The sequence below is a fragment of the Nonomuraea sp. NPDC049400 genome, assembly GCF_044466425.1.
Classification (GTDB): Bacteria; Actinomycetota; Actinomycetes; order Streptosporangiales; family Streptosporangiaceae; genus Nonomuraea.
The window spans coordinates 67,697-82,939 of record NZ_JBITMP010000041.1; the positions used below are offsets into that span (position 1 = coordinate 67,697).

Here is a 15,243-nt window from a genome sequence, read left to right on the forward strand (position 1 = left end):
ACGGTGAGTCGTCGTCGGTCACCGGCCCAGTGGTGGAGACGGTGACCGAGGCATTCGAGGTGTCCAGGTCGAAGCAGGGCTTGCCGCTGTCCCCCAGCCAGGCACGCGCCCGCAACTGCGCCGAGTTGAACGCGACGCTGATCCGGGACGGCTGGTCGGGGCGCATGGAGACCGTGACGTAGGTGTACGGGCTGAGCGTCATCGACCCGCCACCCCAAGCCCCTTTGGAAGGCCGTGGAACACGCGCTCCACCGCACCGGCGAACATGGTGGCCTCGCGGGCCAGGCTCCGAGCGAACTCGACGTCGTCGAGGGTGACGTGATCGTTTGCCGGCGTGGTGACGAGAACCTGCGTGCCGCCGAAGACCAGCCCCAGGACCGGCGACCGCTGCGGATACGGATGGTTGCGAACGTCAGCGCCCTGACCGGCCTTGAGGTTGATCGTGCTGGCCGGGCGAGCCTTGGGCCGCCCCATCACGCCGCGTCCTTTGCGGCAGTCGTCTTGCCAGCAGGGCGAGGGGCACGCATCTCGCGCACCTTGATCGAGTACACCAGCCTCCCGGCCTGGTTGACGTATGGCGTGACGGTCATGTGGTCGAACTCGACCGGCGTGAACGGCAGTCCGGCCATCGGAGCCGGAGGAACCGGCTGCACCGGATTGAGGATCTTCACGGACACGGTCTTCTGAGCGGCCTTGAGCGACGGGTCGGCGTCCATGACGCTGACCTGCCAGATGAGCTCGCCGCTCTGCTTGTCGCGGGACTGAACGAAGCGCCCGTTGGTCGAGGCGTCGAAGTCCTTGACGGGCTCGACCTCGCCGACGATGTAGCAGCCGTGCGGGAAGACCATGTCGAACGTGACGGGGATGGGACCTTGCAGTGCCTTGAGGCTTGCTCCTAAGTCGTATTGTCGCTAACTCGTCTTGTCGAGCTGCCATGAAGCTACCCCAGTTTCGAGCACTCGACAACACGAGTTAGTGAATTAATTAGAGGGCGTCAGCTCAATGAGCAGGCAAAACGGGAGATTATCGTACAATGTGGCTACTGTTCAGGGCGTGACGTACCCCGATGTCGTCCCGCTTTCATATGAGCCCGACTATCACACCGACCGTATCGGCCTGTGGCGCGACGGTCAGTCTCTCGGCGGGGTCGTGCCTGCCTTCCGGGAAGGCTACTCAAGAACAGAGGACTGGTTGTCCCATAAGCGGTGGTATGCCGTCCTTCACCGCTTTAGCGCTGACGGCCACTACCTTGACTCACGCATCGAATCCACCGGAGCCGACGACAGGCACAGCGAGTCGGTAGACGCCGCGGACCAGCGACTGAGGGAATGGCTCGCCGAACTGCCCCGGTGGCCCTTCCAAAGCCCGGAGAATGTCCGGTCACTGGCCTGGTCAGGCGCACTTCCGTAGGAGAAGATCTGTGACTTGCGGCGCTTCGTTTTTACCCGCGGCCCACCAGCCGAGAGCAACTGGGCGGTCCAGGTGCACGTTTGTACGGGCTGATGCCTTGGCTTACGGTTTGGGTTCGGCCGGCCGATGAGTAATGCCGCCATGCGGGGTCTACAGAACGTGGAAACCGGTTGGATCGAGACCGCAGGAGGTCGAAGTGTCGGTATCAGTGCTTGATATGTCGGTGTCGCTCGACGGGTACGTCGCAGGTCCGAACGACAAACCAGGTAACCCCGGCGGCGATGGCTTCATGCTGCACGATTGGGCCCTTGCGCCGGATGGGCAGTTCCGTCAGTCCGGGCTGGCCGGGGAGTTGCTCGGCGAGATAGAAGCGGCCGGGGCGGTCCTCTCGGGACGGCGTACTGCTGAGCAGGCCGATCACTGGGGTGGTAATCATCACGGTGAGGGGATCCCGATTTTTGTGCTGAGTCATCGGCCGTCCGACCCGTCTGTCGCGAACTATCCACTGGTGACGTACGTGACTGATGGAATCGCCAGCGCGATGGCTCAGGCGAAGGCCGCTGCCGGGGACCGGAACGTGCATGTGATCGGCGCCTACACCGCGCAGCGGGCGATCGAGGCCGGGGTGCTGGACGAGGTGCAAATCCATCAGATCCCGGTGCTGCTCGGTGGGGGCCGACGGCTGTTCGATGTGTTGCCGTCGCGGGTGGAGTTGGAGATCGTTCGGGTGATCGACACCCCGGAGGCAACCCACATCCGCTACCGCATCCGTCGCTGAGCGGCGGCAGCACCTTGAACCCCGTAGGGCATGTCAACTCACCTGCTCCGGCGGGTAATCGTGGTCGAAATGCCGGCTGGCCGCGTGTTCTCGGAGTCGGCCCAGAAGTAGCGCATTCTGCGCTAGGAGGCGTTGGAGTTCGGCCCTGAGCTCGCCGTTGATGGTGGTTAGCTGGCAAATGCGGGCTTCCTTGGAGGGATCCGTCATGCGCTGGCGAGCAGGATGCCGCTGTCCGGAGCGCTGTTGAAGGTTTCGTAGCCTCTGGATCTCCTCGACCAGTTCGGAACCCGGTAGCGGAAGGCGCCAGAGGCACGGACGACCGCGGCGACCGTGATGGCGTCCCCGGCGTCATCGAGACGCCGGATCGCCTCGCGAGCTTGGTCTATGAGCCGTGCTCGGCGCTGCTGCTCGGCAGCGCGCAGGTAGCGCGTGTTGTCGGGCATCATGACCGCGCCTCCAACTCCCCGATGGTGTCGATCACGCGGGTCAGGCACCTCGAGTTCTGCGACATCGCCATCCGTCCGTTTCGGCTGGAGTTCGACGGCGTCGTCTTCGGCCTAATCCTGGAAAATCACGAAGGCGACGAGTGCGCAGAGCTCTATCCCAACAACATCGGCTTCTATGCGCCCTGGGACGGTCTCTACGACACCTGATCGTCCTTACAGCGAGTAGGAATCCTCAAGGTCGTGAAGATCGCCCGGCATCACCAGATCAACGACCATCACGGGCCGTCCGCCTCCGTTGAACACGCTCGCCAGCACTCCGAGGACGGGAGTGGTCTTGCGTATCTCCAGGAGCTTGGCCTCTTCGGCCGAAGGATGCCGGGCGCTCAACCGCTCGACGACATGCTGGAGCTTGAGGCCTTTCCTTGTCTGGAGATGCTGTCTGATGCCGACAGTGAGCGGCTCCGCCTCGCCGAGTTGCGTGTCGTCGGCCTGATGCGCCGGGCACCAGATCGTGACGAGATCGGTTGGCCGCTCATCGTCGCAGAACAGGACACGGCGTCGTACCACAGGAGATCCCTCCGGCACGTCGAGGAGCTTCGCCACTGGAGCAGTCGCCACCTGGGGCCCTGCATCAACGACCGAGCAGTTTTCGCCTGTCTCCACTCGATCCAGTACCGCCCGTCCAGGCCGGCCGCTCTGTTCGGCGGAGACCGGCGGGGCCGCCTTCACGAAGGACCCCCTGCCGTGCTCTCGCTCGATGACTCCACGGAGCTGGAGCACTTGGAGCGCCCGGACGACGGTTGGACGGCTAACCCCGAACTCACGGACAAGTTGCGTCTCCGAAGGCAGCAGGGAGCCCGGAGGATAGGTCCCGTCCGCGATCTTCTGCCTGATCGCCTGAACGATCTGGGCATACTTCGGCGGAGCGAACTCTTCAGACGACATGACGACCATCCAACAACTCGACTTGTCGTAAAGCCTAGTTCGAGTCGAGCTGTCTGTCTTCCCCTCGGGAAGAGGAAGCGGGACGGACGGACTGGTGGGGACTACCTGACTGCGCTGCAGGAGCCCCCACCGCCCAAGACGCGACGGCATGAGTACCCGGTATTGATCAGGCCGCCGCGCCTCGCTTATCGGGCCTGCCCCTCCAGGAGTGCGTTCCAGACGCTGTGCGCCTGTCCCAATCGCCACCGATACGTCTCGTGAACCTCAGTCACGCTGCTGACGAGCCGCGTCCGCCGAATGTACGCAAGACCAGCCGCGTGGCGCAGCTCGTAAACGGTGTTCTCGCACTCGCACGTCCAGGCGAACGCGCGGTAGCGGTCTTCGCCCCTATAGGGCTCTCGCCAGACCAGGCACATGTGGTCTGGCCTGGCAGGGGCCACGTGAGGGCTCAGGCAGTTGGCACGCACGATCACGACTGCGCTCCAACCGTGCCGGTCCCGTTGCACCGCCAGCAAGCGTCTTTGTGTCGCTCGCCGGAGTCAGCGTCACCGGACTTCTCGGTCGCCACCACGACCCGGCGAAGGCGCACGTACTTCCAGCCCCGCCCCGAGCAGGAGTCGCATCGCGCAGTCATGCAACGAGGATTGCCCGGGGACCTGTCACGTCTCGATCGCCCGCGAGTACCGTCTGTGATCGGCTCGTCTCTGTTCGTCTCCTCTTTGTCTCGTCCGCGCTCATCTCTGTCGCTAACCTGGGCCTATATGGCACCCCAGCCCGAGGCGCGGATCATGACTGACCAGCCGATCCTGTTGAAGGTCCTACTGACGCAACGCCACTGGCAGACCTACAGCACGTTCTGTAAGGAGTACGACAAGGCGGCCAAGAAGGTGGACCCGTCGTTGCAGGGCGGTTGGCCCAGCCGCGCCCAGCTCCATCGCTGGCTGTCCGGCGAGCTCAAGGGCCTGCCGTGCTCCGGCCACTGTCGCGTCTTCGAGGCGATGTTCCCGGGCCGGTCGGCCCACGAGCTGTTCTCCACGAACGCTATCGAAGTGCGCCCGCCGAGGACGGAGCCAGAAACCGCCAGAAGTCCACGTCCATGGGGCTGCATGCTGCCAGCTTCGGCCAACGATGCCACAACACGGAGGCATCGATCGCGTGCCAGATCCGTGCCAGCACAGGGGGGCAGTCCAGGTCTCTCACGGGTGCTAACGGTCACTCGACCCGATCTGACCTCGACCTTTGTGTCCGCAGCTCAGCGCCTCAAGATCAGTAGCCGGTCCCCAAGCTGACAGCCCGGGTTCGATTCCCGTCGCCCGCTCCACTTCATACTGCGGCAGGCCCCCTCATGTGCGCGTGAAGGATGTCGCTCTTCCTCTGTAGTCTCTAGAGGACAAGGAAGGGAGCGGGCATGACCGCACAACCGCAGGATTTCATCTCTGTCGGCGCGCCTCTGCCTGAGAAGAACCTGCGGGCCATCCGTGCCGCGCTGGTCGTCCCGGAAGATCGCGAGGCTTTCGACGCCGGGCTCAAGGCCGTGCTCGACGAGGTCAGGGTGAGCCTGGATCTTGGAGCGCTCAACGCATTCGTGCACCGCTGGTGGATCTCCGCGTGTGACACCGCAAAGGATCCCGAGGGGCGCCGTCAGATGCACGTCCGCACCCAGCAGGCTCTGGCCGGCGAACCCGTTCCTCATGGGAGGCCGTGGCGGGAGATCCTTGCTGCTCGTGGGATCGATGTCTAGGTGTTCAAGCTCATCATCGATCCCGTAGCCGAGGAACAGATCGCCGCGCTACCCGATCAGGCACTGCATCCGCTCGCGGATCTGTTCGCGCTGCTGGAGACCGCTCCTTGGAGTGGAGACCCGTACAACTCTGCGAATCCCCGGGCGAACATGCTTACGCACCCGTTCGGAGAGCGCGGCCTTGCCACCTACGTGGTCCTGGACCGGCAGCGCGAGGTCTACCTTGTCCGCGTTGAATGGCCGTAAGCCCGTGCCCGCTGCGTGCCCGTTCTCGTAGCGACCAACCAGCCACGGGCACTCACGGTCACTCGACCGGCATATGCCCATGTCAGCGTTTTCCCTGCTCAGAGTCCATGATCCTGAAGGACTTCCCAAGCTGACAGCGCGGGTTCGATTCCCGTCACCCGCTCCAATGACGAAAGCCCAGGTGGACCGGCAAATTCGGCCCCCGGGGCTTTGATGGTGTCCAGGGTTGTTGATCTCTGCGTGTCATGAGGCCGGATGATCACCTGTCAGGAACCCGCAGGCCAGGAGCGCAACTCAGACCTTGATGACAGTGACGCGTACGCCGCACAGGGCGGCGAGGTCCTCGGGGTCGGAGGTGAGGACTGTGACGGGCCCTGGGGCAGCGAGGGCGGTGGCGCTGAGCATGGCGTCGATGGCGTACTTGTGCCCGTGCAGGCTGGCGTCGGACAAGAGCGTGGCGGCATGGCGGGCGATTGGTTCGGTGACCGGCTCAACGACAAGGCGGGATAGCGTCCACTCCAGGGCCGGCCGGTTGACGCGGGGGTGGACCACTTCGACGAGGGTGGCGGCAGAGGTGATGACGCGGAGGTCGTCGGCGCGGGCGAGGGCGAGCCATGCGGTGACCGTACGGTCGCGCAGGACGGCCTTGGCCAGTCCCTCGCTGTCGAGGACGAGGGTGCCGCCGGGAGCAGCGGGAGAACGGGTCACGCGACCGCCCCACCATTGGCCTGTCCCCGCCGGGCATGGTGGAGCTGGTCGCGCAGTGCCTGGACCTCGTCGTCGGTGATGGGGCCGTGCTCGGCCTCGGCGACCTGGATGAGTTCATTAAGGTTGTCGCGCTCGATCTGGCGGGCGACGGCGGCGGCGACGTAGGCGGACAGGCCGGAAGGGCCGCTCCGGGACCGGGCGGCCTCGGCGATGTCCCGCGGCATGGTGATCGAATATTTGCCAGTAGGCTCGCTCATGCTCTCTATCCTACCTTTCATCCTCCTGCGGCGTCGCAACCGCCTTGCTAGCGTCAGGAGGACCGCCATCAGTGGGTTGCGCACCAGCGAGACCTGAGCGCTCTCCTTGCAAGCGAGGGCTGGCTTTGCTTCCGGGACGGCGACTGTACGAATTCCCGCTCGGGCCGGAATGCAGGAGCCGCTTCCACATCAGGACGGCCACGGACCTCCCGGTAGGCGGATTAGTCCAGCACGAAGGTCACCGCCTCGTGCAACCCGGTAGCGACTACTCCGATTGCGATCAACAACAGTAGTCACGGTCACTCGCGACCTGGTTTCCGCCCAGCTCAGAGCCCTCACGTGCCGCGATCAGTGCAGTTCCCAAGCTGACAGCGCGGGTTCGATCCCTTGCTCGCGAAGGTGGATGGCGCCGGATGGTCGTCTGGCGCTGCGGAAGACCTACCCCGGACGTGCAGGCGTGGGGGCGCACGTCACCTCGATCAGGATTCGGCTCTGGCGCCCCATTACATGATCTAAAGGAAGGTCCTTGGCGCGGTCAGCGGACTCACTGAGATCGCGTTCGACCAGGTGGCATCTCGCGCGGAATCGTGCCGAAGGGCGCGGTCCCTGCCGGAATGTCCCGCGCACCAAGATCCGGCGAGGTAGGGTCCAGGCCAGTGACGCGATCTTGGCGTACGAATGCGTCACAAGGGAGGTGCGCGATGAGCGGGCTTGAGATACGACTGCGGCCGGTGACAGAGGACGATCTCGCCATGTTCCGGCGTTTCGCCACAGAGCCGGGATTGATCGGGCTGGACTGGGCGGGGTTCCGCGATGCGCAGGCCCCAGCACGGCGCTACGCTGCCGACGGTTACCTAGGCGAAGCTGACAGCAGGATCATCGTCGAGGTCGATGGCACGGCCGCGGGCTTCATGAGCTGGTCGGCGCAAGGGTTCGAGGTCTCCCGATACTGGGAGATAGGGATCGCCCTGCTTCCGAACTGGCGCGGGCGTGGCATCGGCTGGCGCGCTCAGGCGATGCTGTGCGACTACCTGTTCACTCACACCCCAGCCGAGCGCATCCAAGCGGCCACCCACCCGGAGAACATCGCAGAACAGAAGTCGTTGGAGAAGGCCGGCTTCACACTGGAAGGTGTCCTACGCGCTGTGGAGTTCCGTGCCGGTCAGTGGCGCGACGGCTGGATGTACAGCAGACTGCGGAACGATCCGCCTCCGGCGACTCATTGAGCGATGGGATGATCAGGCAGGCGCGGGGTGCGCGCCGCGTGGGAAAGACCAGGTCAACGACTGATCGCCGGGCCATTAACAGGGGTGACGAGGGCTCAATCACGGTCACTCAGGGCCGGCTTTCTGCCCAGTTCAGTACCTCATCAGGCCGTGATCGATGCAGTTCCCAAGCTGACAGCGCGGGTTCGATCACCGCCATGTCAGGGGTGGGCGAGATGATGCGGTACGGCTCATCGCCGGGCGTCTCTGGGCAAATCGGGGATTGTCATACAAGGCGGCTACGGTTCGGGGCGTGACGTATCCCGAGGTCATCCCTATTTCATATGAGCCCGACTATCACACCGACCGCATCGGCCGGTGGCGCAATGGTCAGTTCCTCGGCGGGGTCGTGCCCGCCTTCCGAGAGGACTACTCAAGGACCGAGGACTGGCTGTCCCATAAGCGGTGGTATGCCATTCTTCACCGCTTCAGCCCTGATGGCAGCTACCTTGACTCGCGGATCGAGTGCACCGGAGCCGACGACAGGCACAGGGAGTCGGTGGATGCCGCGGTCCAGCGACTGAGCGAATGGCTCACTGAGCTCCCCGACCTCGAGTTCGGCGACATCGCCATTCGTCCGTTTCGATTGGAGTGCGATGGTGTGGTCTTCGGCCTCATCCTGGAAGATCACGAAGGCGACGAGTACGCGGAGCTCTATCCCGATCACATTGGCTTCTATCCACCCTGGGACGGCTCCTACGACACCTGATCGTCCTTAAAGCGAGCAGGAATCCTCACGCTCGTGAAGATCGCCAGGCATCGTCTGCGTACTGGCCGAACAGTTCTTGTAGGTATCAAGGGCGGTGCTCCGCCCCGCCACGCGGCCCCGCTCGCTGCCACACGCTGCGCGTGCGGCAGCGGCGCGGTAGACCCCCTCAGGCCGTCCGCGCCGAAGATCTGCCGCCAGCCTGGAGGCCGCTCTCGCGCGCGCCCGTGCTCGGGCCGCGCAACGGATAGCTGTAAGGACGATCGGGAGGTGAGCAAGCATCCGGGCGGTGCCGGCTCCCCCACAGCTGTCCGATGGCGCTCAATCTTCAGCGCGCCGGTGCTCGGCCAGGTGGCCCCACGCTGATACGACAGCGATGGAGACGGCCAGCAACACGGCGCTTCCGGCGATGTCGAGCACGTAGTGGTTCCCGGTGGTCAGCACGACTGCGGCCATACCCAGCGGAAAGATCCACGACAGCAACGCCAATCGCGGGTGGGAGGCCCGCAGCGCGCACCACACGGCATACGCGCACCACAACGACCATCCCACGTGCATGCTGGGCATCGCCGAATACAGGTTCTGGCCGTCCTCGATCTGTCGTGAGGCATGGCCGCCCACGATGTCGTGCTCGGCAATGATGTCGACGACGCCTGGTAGGGCGAACCGTGGGGGCGACATGGGCAGCACCCAGAAGACGGGCAGCACGAGGACGGCCATCGCGATGAGGGTCCTGCGGACCTTGATGTAGACGTCGGCGTGCCGGACGAAGACCCACACCAGCACACCGATGATCACGAGGTAGTACAGGCGGTAGTAGTACACCGCCGGCTGGATGAGGGCTGGATGCTCGGTCAGCCACTGGTTCGCCCTCAGTGCGATGTCCAGGTGGAGGACCCGTTCTATGGACTGCAGGGCCAGAGCGTTGGCGGTGGCGGCTGCGACGTCCTTCCCAGCGGCGGCATGAAGCCGTGAGAAGAGCAGGATCACGAGCAGCAGACCGGCCACTTCGACGAGGGGTGCGGGGCGCCCACCCGTCCTCCTGACCAGTGCGGCTGACCGGGCCCATACGATCAGGCGCGATAACCGGTCGGCGGCCACCTCCCGCGGGCTCACGCGGGCCACACTAACCCACCCCTCTTCGGCATGGATCATGTCAGCCGAAAGAGCCTTCGGCGCGGCGCTCCGGCTCCGGGATGATCGGGGTATCAGTGCCGTAGACGGCTGAGATGGGAGCCTGATCATCCCGCTCACCATCGACCCGCGCTTGCCGGGCTACCCGGATAAACACAGAACTCATGGCCGTCGGGATCGGCCATGACCACCCAGCTGACCTCGCCCTGACCGATGTCGATGCGCGTTGCCCCCAGGGAGATGAGACGGTCGACCTCCGCTTGCTGATCACCGTCGGCGGGTGGAGCGAGGTCGAAATGCAGCCGGTACTTCCCGGTCTTCGGCATCAGTGGCGGACCGCCCCAGGTGATTTTCGGACCGCCGTGCGGCGAGCGGATCGCGGTCTCCTGGTTCTGATCCCAGACCAACGGCCAGCCCAGCGCTTCGCTCCAGAAGTAACCGACCTCCTGCGAACCGTCGCTCGCAAGCGCTCCGATGAATCCGCAGTCGGCGAGGAACTTGTTGTCCGGCTCGATGACGCAGAACTCGTTGCCTTCGGGGTCTGCGAGCACGACATGACCCTCCTCCGGGCGTTGACCGACGTCGATGTGCCGGGCGCCGAGCCCGAGCGACCTCGCCACCGTCTGCTGCTGGTCCTCGAGGGACGTGCTCGTCAGGTCGAAGTGCATCTGGTTCTGGCCGACCTTCTGCTCCTGAGTCGGAAGAAATCGGAGCCGGAACCCGGTGTCATCGCTCGGCAGGAGGGCGATGCCGTCTTGGGGGTCGTCGGCCATCTCCCAGCCCAGGACGCCGGCCCAGAAGCGCGCGAGACTGAGCGGGTCGTGCGCATCGAAGCAGAGCGCGACAAGGCGACAAGTCATTCCGCTCCGCACCTCCGATCTGCTTATTCAAAGCCGCAGACAGGGCACGTACTCCGCGCCCATAGAGAAAAACAGCGCTCGGCGCCCGAGGGCTGCCGCGCGAAGAGGAATAGCACGCGGTCATGTTGGCATGCCCGACGACGATGCTCTACAGGTTTTTGAGGGCCTCGCTCAGCTCGTGGCAACTGCTGGCGGCCTCCGTCCCTGCTGCTTGCCGGCACCACTGACGTCGGCCGATGCTGAGCGTCGAGGTGCATGCCAGTTGCCTGCCCGTACGGTCGGCGGCGCGGAGGAATACGGGGAACTCACGGTCACTCGACCCGCATGTGCTCAGGTCAGTCTTTTCGCAGCTCGAAACGCATGATGTCGAAAGACTTCCCGAGCTGACAGGGTGGGTTCGATGAGCTTGCCGAGAAGGTCGGCGATAGGCCGGTCGCGCTCGCCTTCGGTCGGTGAGAGTCCTGCTTATGCCTGTCGTGCCGGTTTCCTGAGCACTTCGGTGAGGGCCGAGATGCTGTGGTCGCCGTGGCCCGCCTCAACCGCCCGCCTCACCAGGTCGTGCAGCGGGGCAAGCCAGGCTGTGTCGACGTTCGTCTCCTTGGCCAGGTCATGGTCGTGGGCCGCCCCGGCGAGAAAAAGGTTCACGGAGGAGGCGGCATCGGCATAGTCGCCGTTGTCGATCTCCTTGGCGTAGATCGGCAGCAGGGACTTGATCATGTCCAGCCATTTGCCGGCGAACCGCACCATAGAGCCTGCCTCGAGCCCGCGTGCCTGGATGGCGGCGGCGCCCTGGAAGAAGCCGACGAGTGCGGGCAGCAGGATGGCGCCCACGGCCATCTCGTACAGGGCGGCGAGGTCGCTCTCCTCGCCCAGGTGCACGGTGTCGCCGCCCAGCACCTTCAAGGTCGTCTCGAACTCCTCGAAAACGGTCTTGTCGCCGCTGTAGTACAGCAGGGTGTCCGGCGCTCCCACGGCCGAGGGCACGTTCTTGACGGCCCCGGCGAGGAACCGGGCGCCGTGGCCGATGGCCCAGGCGGCCGTCTCGCGGGCGCCGGACGGGGAGCCGCTGTTCAGGGTGACCAGGGCCCGCCCGTGCAGGGACGTGGCGGCCGGCTCCAGAGCCAGCCGAGTGTCGTCGAACGTGGTCAAACAGGTGATGACCAGCGGGCTTGCCGCTACCGCGTCCTTGACGGCATCCGCATGTTCGGCTCCCATGGCGATCAGGGGGGCGGCTTTGGCGGCGGTCCTGTTCCAGACGGTGGTCGGGTGCCCGGCCTTGACGAAGGCCTCGGCCAGTGCCGCGCCCATCGAGCCCAGTCCGATGACGGTCACCGGCGTCGAGCTATTTCCAGTCACGTGCGTACTCCAAACAGAAAAGAGGGGGCGTGCCGCCTTCGATGCCATTGGTGGTCTGGGTGCGGCGCCTGATCCATGCTGGGGCCGGCACAGACATTCCCTCAAGTACCGACAATTTTGCCGGGTACCGCTAAAAATGTAAGTGTGGGCGGGTGAAGAAGACGAAGACGCGGACGTTCACTTGCGGTCTCGACGCGGCCATCGCCGTCATGGGAGGCAAGTGGAAAGGGCTGATCCTGTTCGCGCTCCAGGATGGCCCCCTACGCTTCGGGGAGCTGCGGCGCGCGGTCCCCGGCGTCAGCGAACGGGTGCTGATCCTGCAGCTTCGGGAGATGGAGGCCACCGGGCTGCTGCATCGCGAGGTCTATCACCAGGTCCCGCCCAAGGTGGAGTACTCACTCACCGAGTTCGGTCACTCGCTCAACACCGCGATGGCACCACTTGGGGAATGGGGTGAGGAGAACATCGATCGCATCGAGGCCATCCCCTGGGACCAGGTCGGCTGACCGGCGCCGATGGACCCGGGTCATCGGTGCGCTCGCCAAGCCCGAGAACCACCATCTCGCCATCGGCGCGTCTACGGACGTGTGACCTGCTCGGGGAACGGTCGGCAGGGTCGACGATGCTTCGGGCACGGCATCAGGACCATGACATGAGGGCGACGGGAACCACAGCGTTGACGGATCCCGATCACAAAGTTACGGTCAAGACCGTAATCGCGCACACGAAACTCATGTGGAGGTAGTGCTGTGCAGATTCCCATGGAGGGTCCATTAGCGTGCCCGATCCGGCAGCACGCTCAACACCTGTCCGTCCACTGGAAAGGCAGAGGCGCGTGAGACGCGCCGTGCGCGGAGCGGTGGCCGCGGCGCTCCTGGCGACATTGCTCGCGATGCCGTTCACGCCGGCGTCCGCGGCCGACCTGCGGCTCGTCAACGGGGGCTTCGATGGAGGGCTGACCGGCTGGAGCGGCTCGCACAGCCCGGGCGGGGTAGACGCCGTGGTCTGGGACGGGCGTACCGCAGCGCGTGTCACCGACGCCGACCCGAGTGCCGCCTACGGCAGGGAGAGCATGCCGGGACTGCCCGCCACGGCGGGCACTCGCTACACGCTGTACGCCGAGGTCTGGGCCGACAGCGGCACGGCGTATCTGTATCTGCGTTTCAGGGACGCCTCCGGCCGCCTTCTCGCTGCGAGTGCGAACGCCCCGGCGACGGGCAGGCGGTGGAACCGCGTCACGACCTCGGGTGTCGCGCCCGCCGGCACGGCCACGGTATCGGCCCTCATCTATTCGGGCGTGGCCGACGTGGGCACCGCCTACTGGGACGAGGTGCTGATCAGCAGGGACGTGACCGATCTGGGTGTGCAGATCGAGAGCAGCGTGCCCAACGCCACCACTTTCGCGGGCGGCAGCGCGTACGCCCTCTACACCGGCACCGCCGACACCAACCCGCAGCTCGCCGTGATCGACGTGGCCACCGAACAAGTGACCCGGAAGATCACCATTCCGGACAGCGCGGCCACACCGACCGTCGGCGGCTGGGCGGCCGCCACGGCCACCGACGGCAGCGTCTACCTCGGCACCTATCCCAACTCCAAGCTCTACCGGTACGTCCCCGGCCAGTCCGCGGTCACCGACCTCGGGCGGGCGGAAGGCGGTTACTCGTTCATCTGGGACCTGGAGCCGGGCGCGGGCGGGAAGGTGTACGGCGGCACCTACAACGACGGCCGCTACTTCAAGTACGACAACGGCGCCTTCACCACGATCGGGAACGTGCCCATCGTGGCGGGTGCCCAGTACGTGCGCAGCCTCGCCCACGATGCGGCCGCGAACGCCACGTACCTGGGCACCGGCACGAACGCCGGACTGGTCAGGTTCGACAACGTCACGGGGCGGGTGGACAGCCTCCTCCCCGACGCCTACGCCGAGAACTCCATGGTGGGCGGGCTCACCTGGACGGGCGGCAGGTTGTTCGCCTGGATCGACCGCACCCTGCTCGTCCTGCGCGTCGTCCGCGAGGCCGACGGCTCGTACGCCGCCGTCACCGACGCCACGATCACCGACGTGGACCTGCACCATTCGCCGGCCCGCGAGGGCAAGGTCTGGTTCGTCCGGGAAGGTGTGCTGCACTCCTACGACGTGGACAGCCGGGCCGTGCAGGCGACCTCCGTCCGCCCCGACCTCGATGTCACCGGATACACCTGGGTCGACGGCACGCTGGTCGGCCTCGGCGCAGCCTCGGACGGCACGAGGATCTTCAAGTACGACCCCGTCGCCGGCCGATCGAGCACCAGAGTCATCTCCGGCGCCCCCGTACTGCCTGCCGCGATCAACGCGCTCGGCGCGGGGCCTGACGGCAAGATCTACACCGGCGGCTACCTGACGGGCGGCACCGGCGTCTACAACCCGCTACGGGGCGACGGCGACGACGACAGACCGGACACGCCGACCCGCAACGGGCTCAGCCAGACCGACAGCCTGCTGGCGCACAACGGGCGGCTCTACATCGGGGCCTACCCGTCGGCGAAGCTCTACAGCTACGAACCCGCGAGCTCGTGGCCGCCCACGCTCAGGTACACCGGCGGCGCGGCGGGCGACAAGGCCGACGACTGCGAGCCGGGCAAGGGCCCGCCGCCTCAGGACCGGCCGTACGCGCTGGCCGGCGGACCGGACGGGACCGTCTACATGGGCACGGTCCCGAAGTACGGCAAGCGCAGCGGTGCACTGACCATCTGGAAGGAGGGCACGGCCGGTCGGACCATCTGCGTGGCGTCGAACCAGTCCGTCGTCTCGCTGGCGTACGCGGGAGGCAGGCTGTTCGGCGGCACCTCCACCCGCGGCGCCCTGGGTGTCGACCCCGTCTACGCGCCGGGTGCCTCGGCCGTGCTGTTCTCGTTCGACCCTGCCGACGGCGCCGTGCGCACGTACCAGCTCCCGCTGACAGCGCCCAAGGCCGTCACGGCCCTCGCTGCGGTGGACGGCGAGCTCTGGGGCCTGGCGGGAGGTTCGCTGTTCACGCTCGACCCGGCGCGGCCGGACACGATCACGGCGAAACGGCTGTTCGCCGACCCTGACTACGCCGCCAAGCCCAGCCTGGCCTGGCGTGACGGAGCGCTGCTGACCCTGGCCCAGGATCCGGACCACGTGTACGGCACGAGCGGCGACCAGATCTTCAAGATCGAAAAATCGACCAAGGCGCTGACCGTGCTGCTGACGGTCCCGGGGATGGAAGGGCTGACGGCCGACGGCTTCGGCAACCTCTACTACAAGGTCAACGAACGGCTGTCCAGGCTCGCCGTCCCCCGGCCGTGAGGAACCCCCCGGATTTCGGCCCAAGCCGATATGGGCAGGGCCGCCCGGGTGGGCTCGGGGTAGGGAAGGGGAAGGGCC

At 65.9% G+C, this 15,243-nt stretch carries 18 protein-coding genes; 9 read left to right on the top strand and 9 right to left on the bottom strand.

The features are described 5' to 3' along the window. Window positions 1-41 precede the first annotated feature (41 nt). Window positions 42-182, top strand: a complete 141-nt coding sequence (locus ACIBVN_RS43720; RefSeq protein WP_397146191.1) for a hypothetical protein — start codon at window positions 42-44, stop codon at window positions 180-182. A gap of 16 nt (window positions 183-198) precedes the next feature. On the opposite strand, the gene ACIBVN_RS43725 is transcribed toward ACIBVN_RS43720, so the two are convergent. Next, window positions 199-474 (bottom strand): hypothetical protein, encoded by a 276-nt coding sequence (locus ACIBVN_RS43725; RefSeq protein WP_397146192.1) that lies wholly within the window; start codon window positions 472-474, stop codon window positions 199-201. Next, complete coding sequence (locus tag ACIBVN_RS43730) at window positions 474-848, bottom strand: plasmid replication, integration and excision activator (protein WP_397146193.1); 375 nt, start codon at window positions 846-848, stop codon at window positions 474-476. Before ACIBVN_RS43730 ends, ACIBVN_RS43725 begins: the two co-directional genes overlap by 1 nt. A 758-nt stretch (window positions 849-1,606) precedes the next feature. Between ACIBVN_RS43730 and ACIBVN_RS43735 the strand changes: the two genes are divergently transcribed. Further along, a complete protein-coding gene (locus ACIBVN_RS43735; RefSeq protein WP_397146194.1) occupies window positions 1,607-2,188 on the top strand; it encodes a dihydrofolate reductase family protein in 582 nt (193 codons plus the stop codon). A gap of 203 nt (window positions 2,189-2,391) precedes the next feature. Here ACIBVN_RS43735 and ACIBVN_RS43740 read toward each other — a convergent pair whose 3' ends face one another. Beyond that, window positions 2,392-2,634: a hypothetical protein gene (locus tag ACIBVN_RS43740; RefSeq protein WP_397146195.1), complete on the bottom strand. Its 243-nt coding sequence runs from the start codon at window positions 2,632-2,634 to the stop codon at window positions 2,392-2,394. A gap of 21 nt (window positions 2,635-2,655) precedes the next feature. Here ACIBVN_RS43740 and ACIBVN_RS43745 point away from each other — a divergent pair, with 21 nt between their 5' ends. Further along, window positions 2,656-2,841 carry a hypothetical protein gene (locus tag ACIBVN_RS43745; protein ID WP_397146196.1) on the top strand — a complete coding sequence of 62 codons (186 nt, stop codon included), beginning with the start codon at window positions 2,656-2,658 and terminating at the stop codon, window positions 2,839-2,841. A gap of 6 nt (window positions 2,842-2,847) precedes the next feature. Here ACIBVN_RS43745 and ACIBVN_RS43750 read toward each other — a convergent pair whose 3' ends face one another. After that, entirely contained in the window at window positions 2,848-3,579 is a 732-nt protein-coding gene (locus tag ACIBVN_RS43750; RefSeq protein ID WP_397146197.1) for a GntR family transcriptional regulator, read from the bottom strand. A 1,408-nt stretch (window positions 3,580-4,987) separates the two neighbouring features. On the opposite strand from ACIBVN_RS43750, the gene ACIBVN_RS43755 reads away from it, so the two are divergent. Beyond that, window positions 4,988-5,320 (top strand): DUF6247 family protein, encoded by a 333-nt coding sequence (locus ACIBVN_RS43755; RefSeq protein ID WP_397146198.1) that lies wholly within the window; start codon window positions 4,988-4,990, stop codon window positions 5,318-5,320. After that, window positions 5,321-5,566 (top strand): hypothetical protein, encoded by a 246-nt coding sequence (locus ACIBVN_RS43760; RefSeq protein ID WP_397146199.1) that lies wholly within the window; start codon window positions 5,321-5,323, stop codon window positions 5,564-5,566. A gap of 294 nt (window positions 5,567-5,860) precedes the next feature. On the opposite strand, the gene ACIBVN_RS43765 is transcribed toward ACIBVN_RS43760, so the two are convergent. Together ACIBVN_RS43765 and ACIBVN_RS43770 are read right to left on the bottom strand one after the other, a co-directional pair. Further along, window positions 5,861-6,274, bottom strand: coding sequence for a type II toxin-antitoxin system VapC family toxin (locus tag ACIBVN_RS43765; protein WP_397146200.1), 414 nt, complete (start codon window positions 6,272-6,274; stop codon window positions 5,861-5,863). Beyond that, a complete protein-coding gene (locus ACIBVN_RS43770) occupies window positions 6,271-6,531 on the bottom strand; it encodes a CopG family transcriptional regulator (protein WP_397146201.1) in 261 nt (86 codons plus the stop codon). The genes ACIBVN_RS43765 and ACIBVN_RS43770 overlap by 4 nt, the downstream gene beginning before the upstream one ends. A 701-nt stretch (window positions 6,532-7,232) precedes the next feature. Between ACIBVN_RS43770 and ACIBVN_RS43775 the strand changes: the two genes are divergently transcribed. After that, the gene (locus ACIBVN_RS43775; protein WP_397146202.1) at window positions 7,233-7,757 is read left to right on the top strand and encodes a GNAT family N-acetyltransferase; all 525 of its coding nucleotides are present in this window, start codon (window positions 7,233-7,235) and stop codon (window positions 7,755-7,757) included. A 292-nt stretch (window positions 7,758-8,049) separates the two neighbouring features. Then, entirely contained in the window at window positions 8,050-8,505 is a 456-nt protein-coding gene (locus tag ACIBVN_RS43780) for a hypothetical protein (RefSeq protein WP_397146203.1), read from the top strand. A gap of 318 nt (window positions 8,506-8,823) precedes the next feature. Here ACIBVN_RS43780 and ACIBVN_RS43785 read toward each other — a convergent pair whose 3' ends face one another. The 3 genes from ACIBVN_RS43785 to ACIBVN_RS43795 form a co-directional block, all read right to left on the bottom strand. Then, on the bottom strand, window positions 8,824-9,618 hold the full coding sequence (locus tag ACIBVN_RS43785) for a phosphatase PAP2 family protein (protein WP_397146204.1): 795 nt from the start codon (window positions 9,616-9,618) through the stop codon (window positions 8,824-8,826). Window positions 9,619-9,752: 134 nt separating this feature from the next. Continuing rightward, window positions 9,753-10,508, bottom strand: coding sequence for a VOC family protein (locus ACIBVN_RS43790; protein WP_397146205.1), 756 nt, complete (start codon window positions 10,506-10,508; stop codon window positions 9,753-9,755). 453 nt (window positions 10,509-10,961) lie between these two features. Continuing rightward, on the bottom strand, window positions 10,962-11,852 hold the full coding sequence (locus tag ACIBVN_RS43795; protein WP_397146206.1) for an NAD(P)-dependent oxidoreductase: 891 nt from the start codon (window positions 11,850-11,852) through the stop codon (window positions 10,962-10,964). Window positions 11,853-12,004: 152 nt separating this feature from the next. On the opposite strand from ACIBVN_RS43795, the gene ACIBVN_RS43800 reads away from it, so the two are divergent. Next, on the top strand, window positions 12,005-12,358 hold the full coding sequence (locus ACIBVN_RS43800) for a winged helix-turn-helix transcriptional regulator (RefSeq protein WP_397146207.1): 354 nt from the start codon (window positions 12,005-12,007) through the stop codon (window positions 12,356-12,358). A gap of 329 nt (window positions 12,359-12,687) precedes the next feature. Then, entirely contained in the window at window positions 12,688-15,165 is a 2,478-nt protein-coding gene (locus tag ACIBVN_RS43805) for a hypothetical protein (RefSeq protein ID WP_397146208.1), read from the top strand. Window positions 15,166-15,243: the final 78 nt, after the last annotated feature.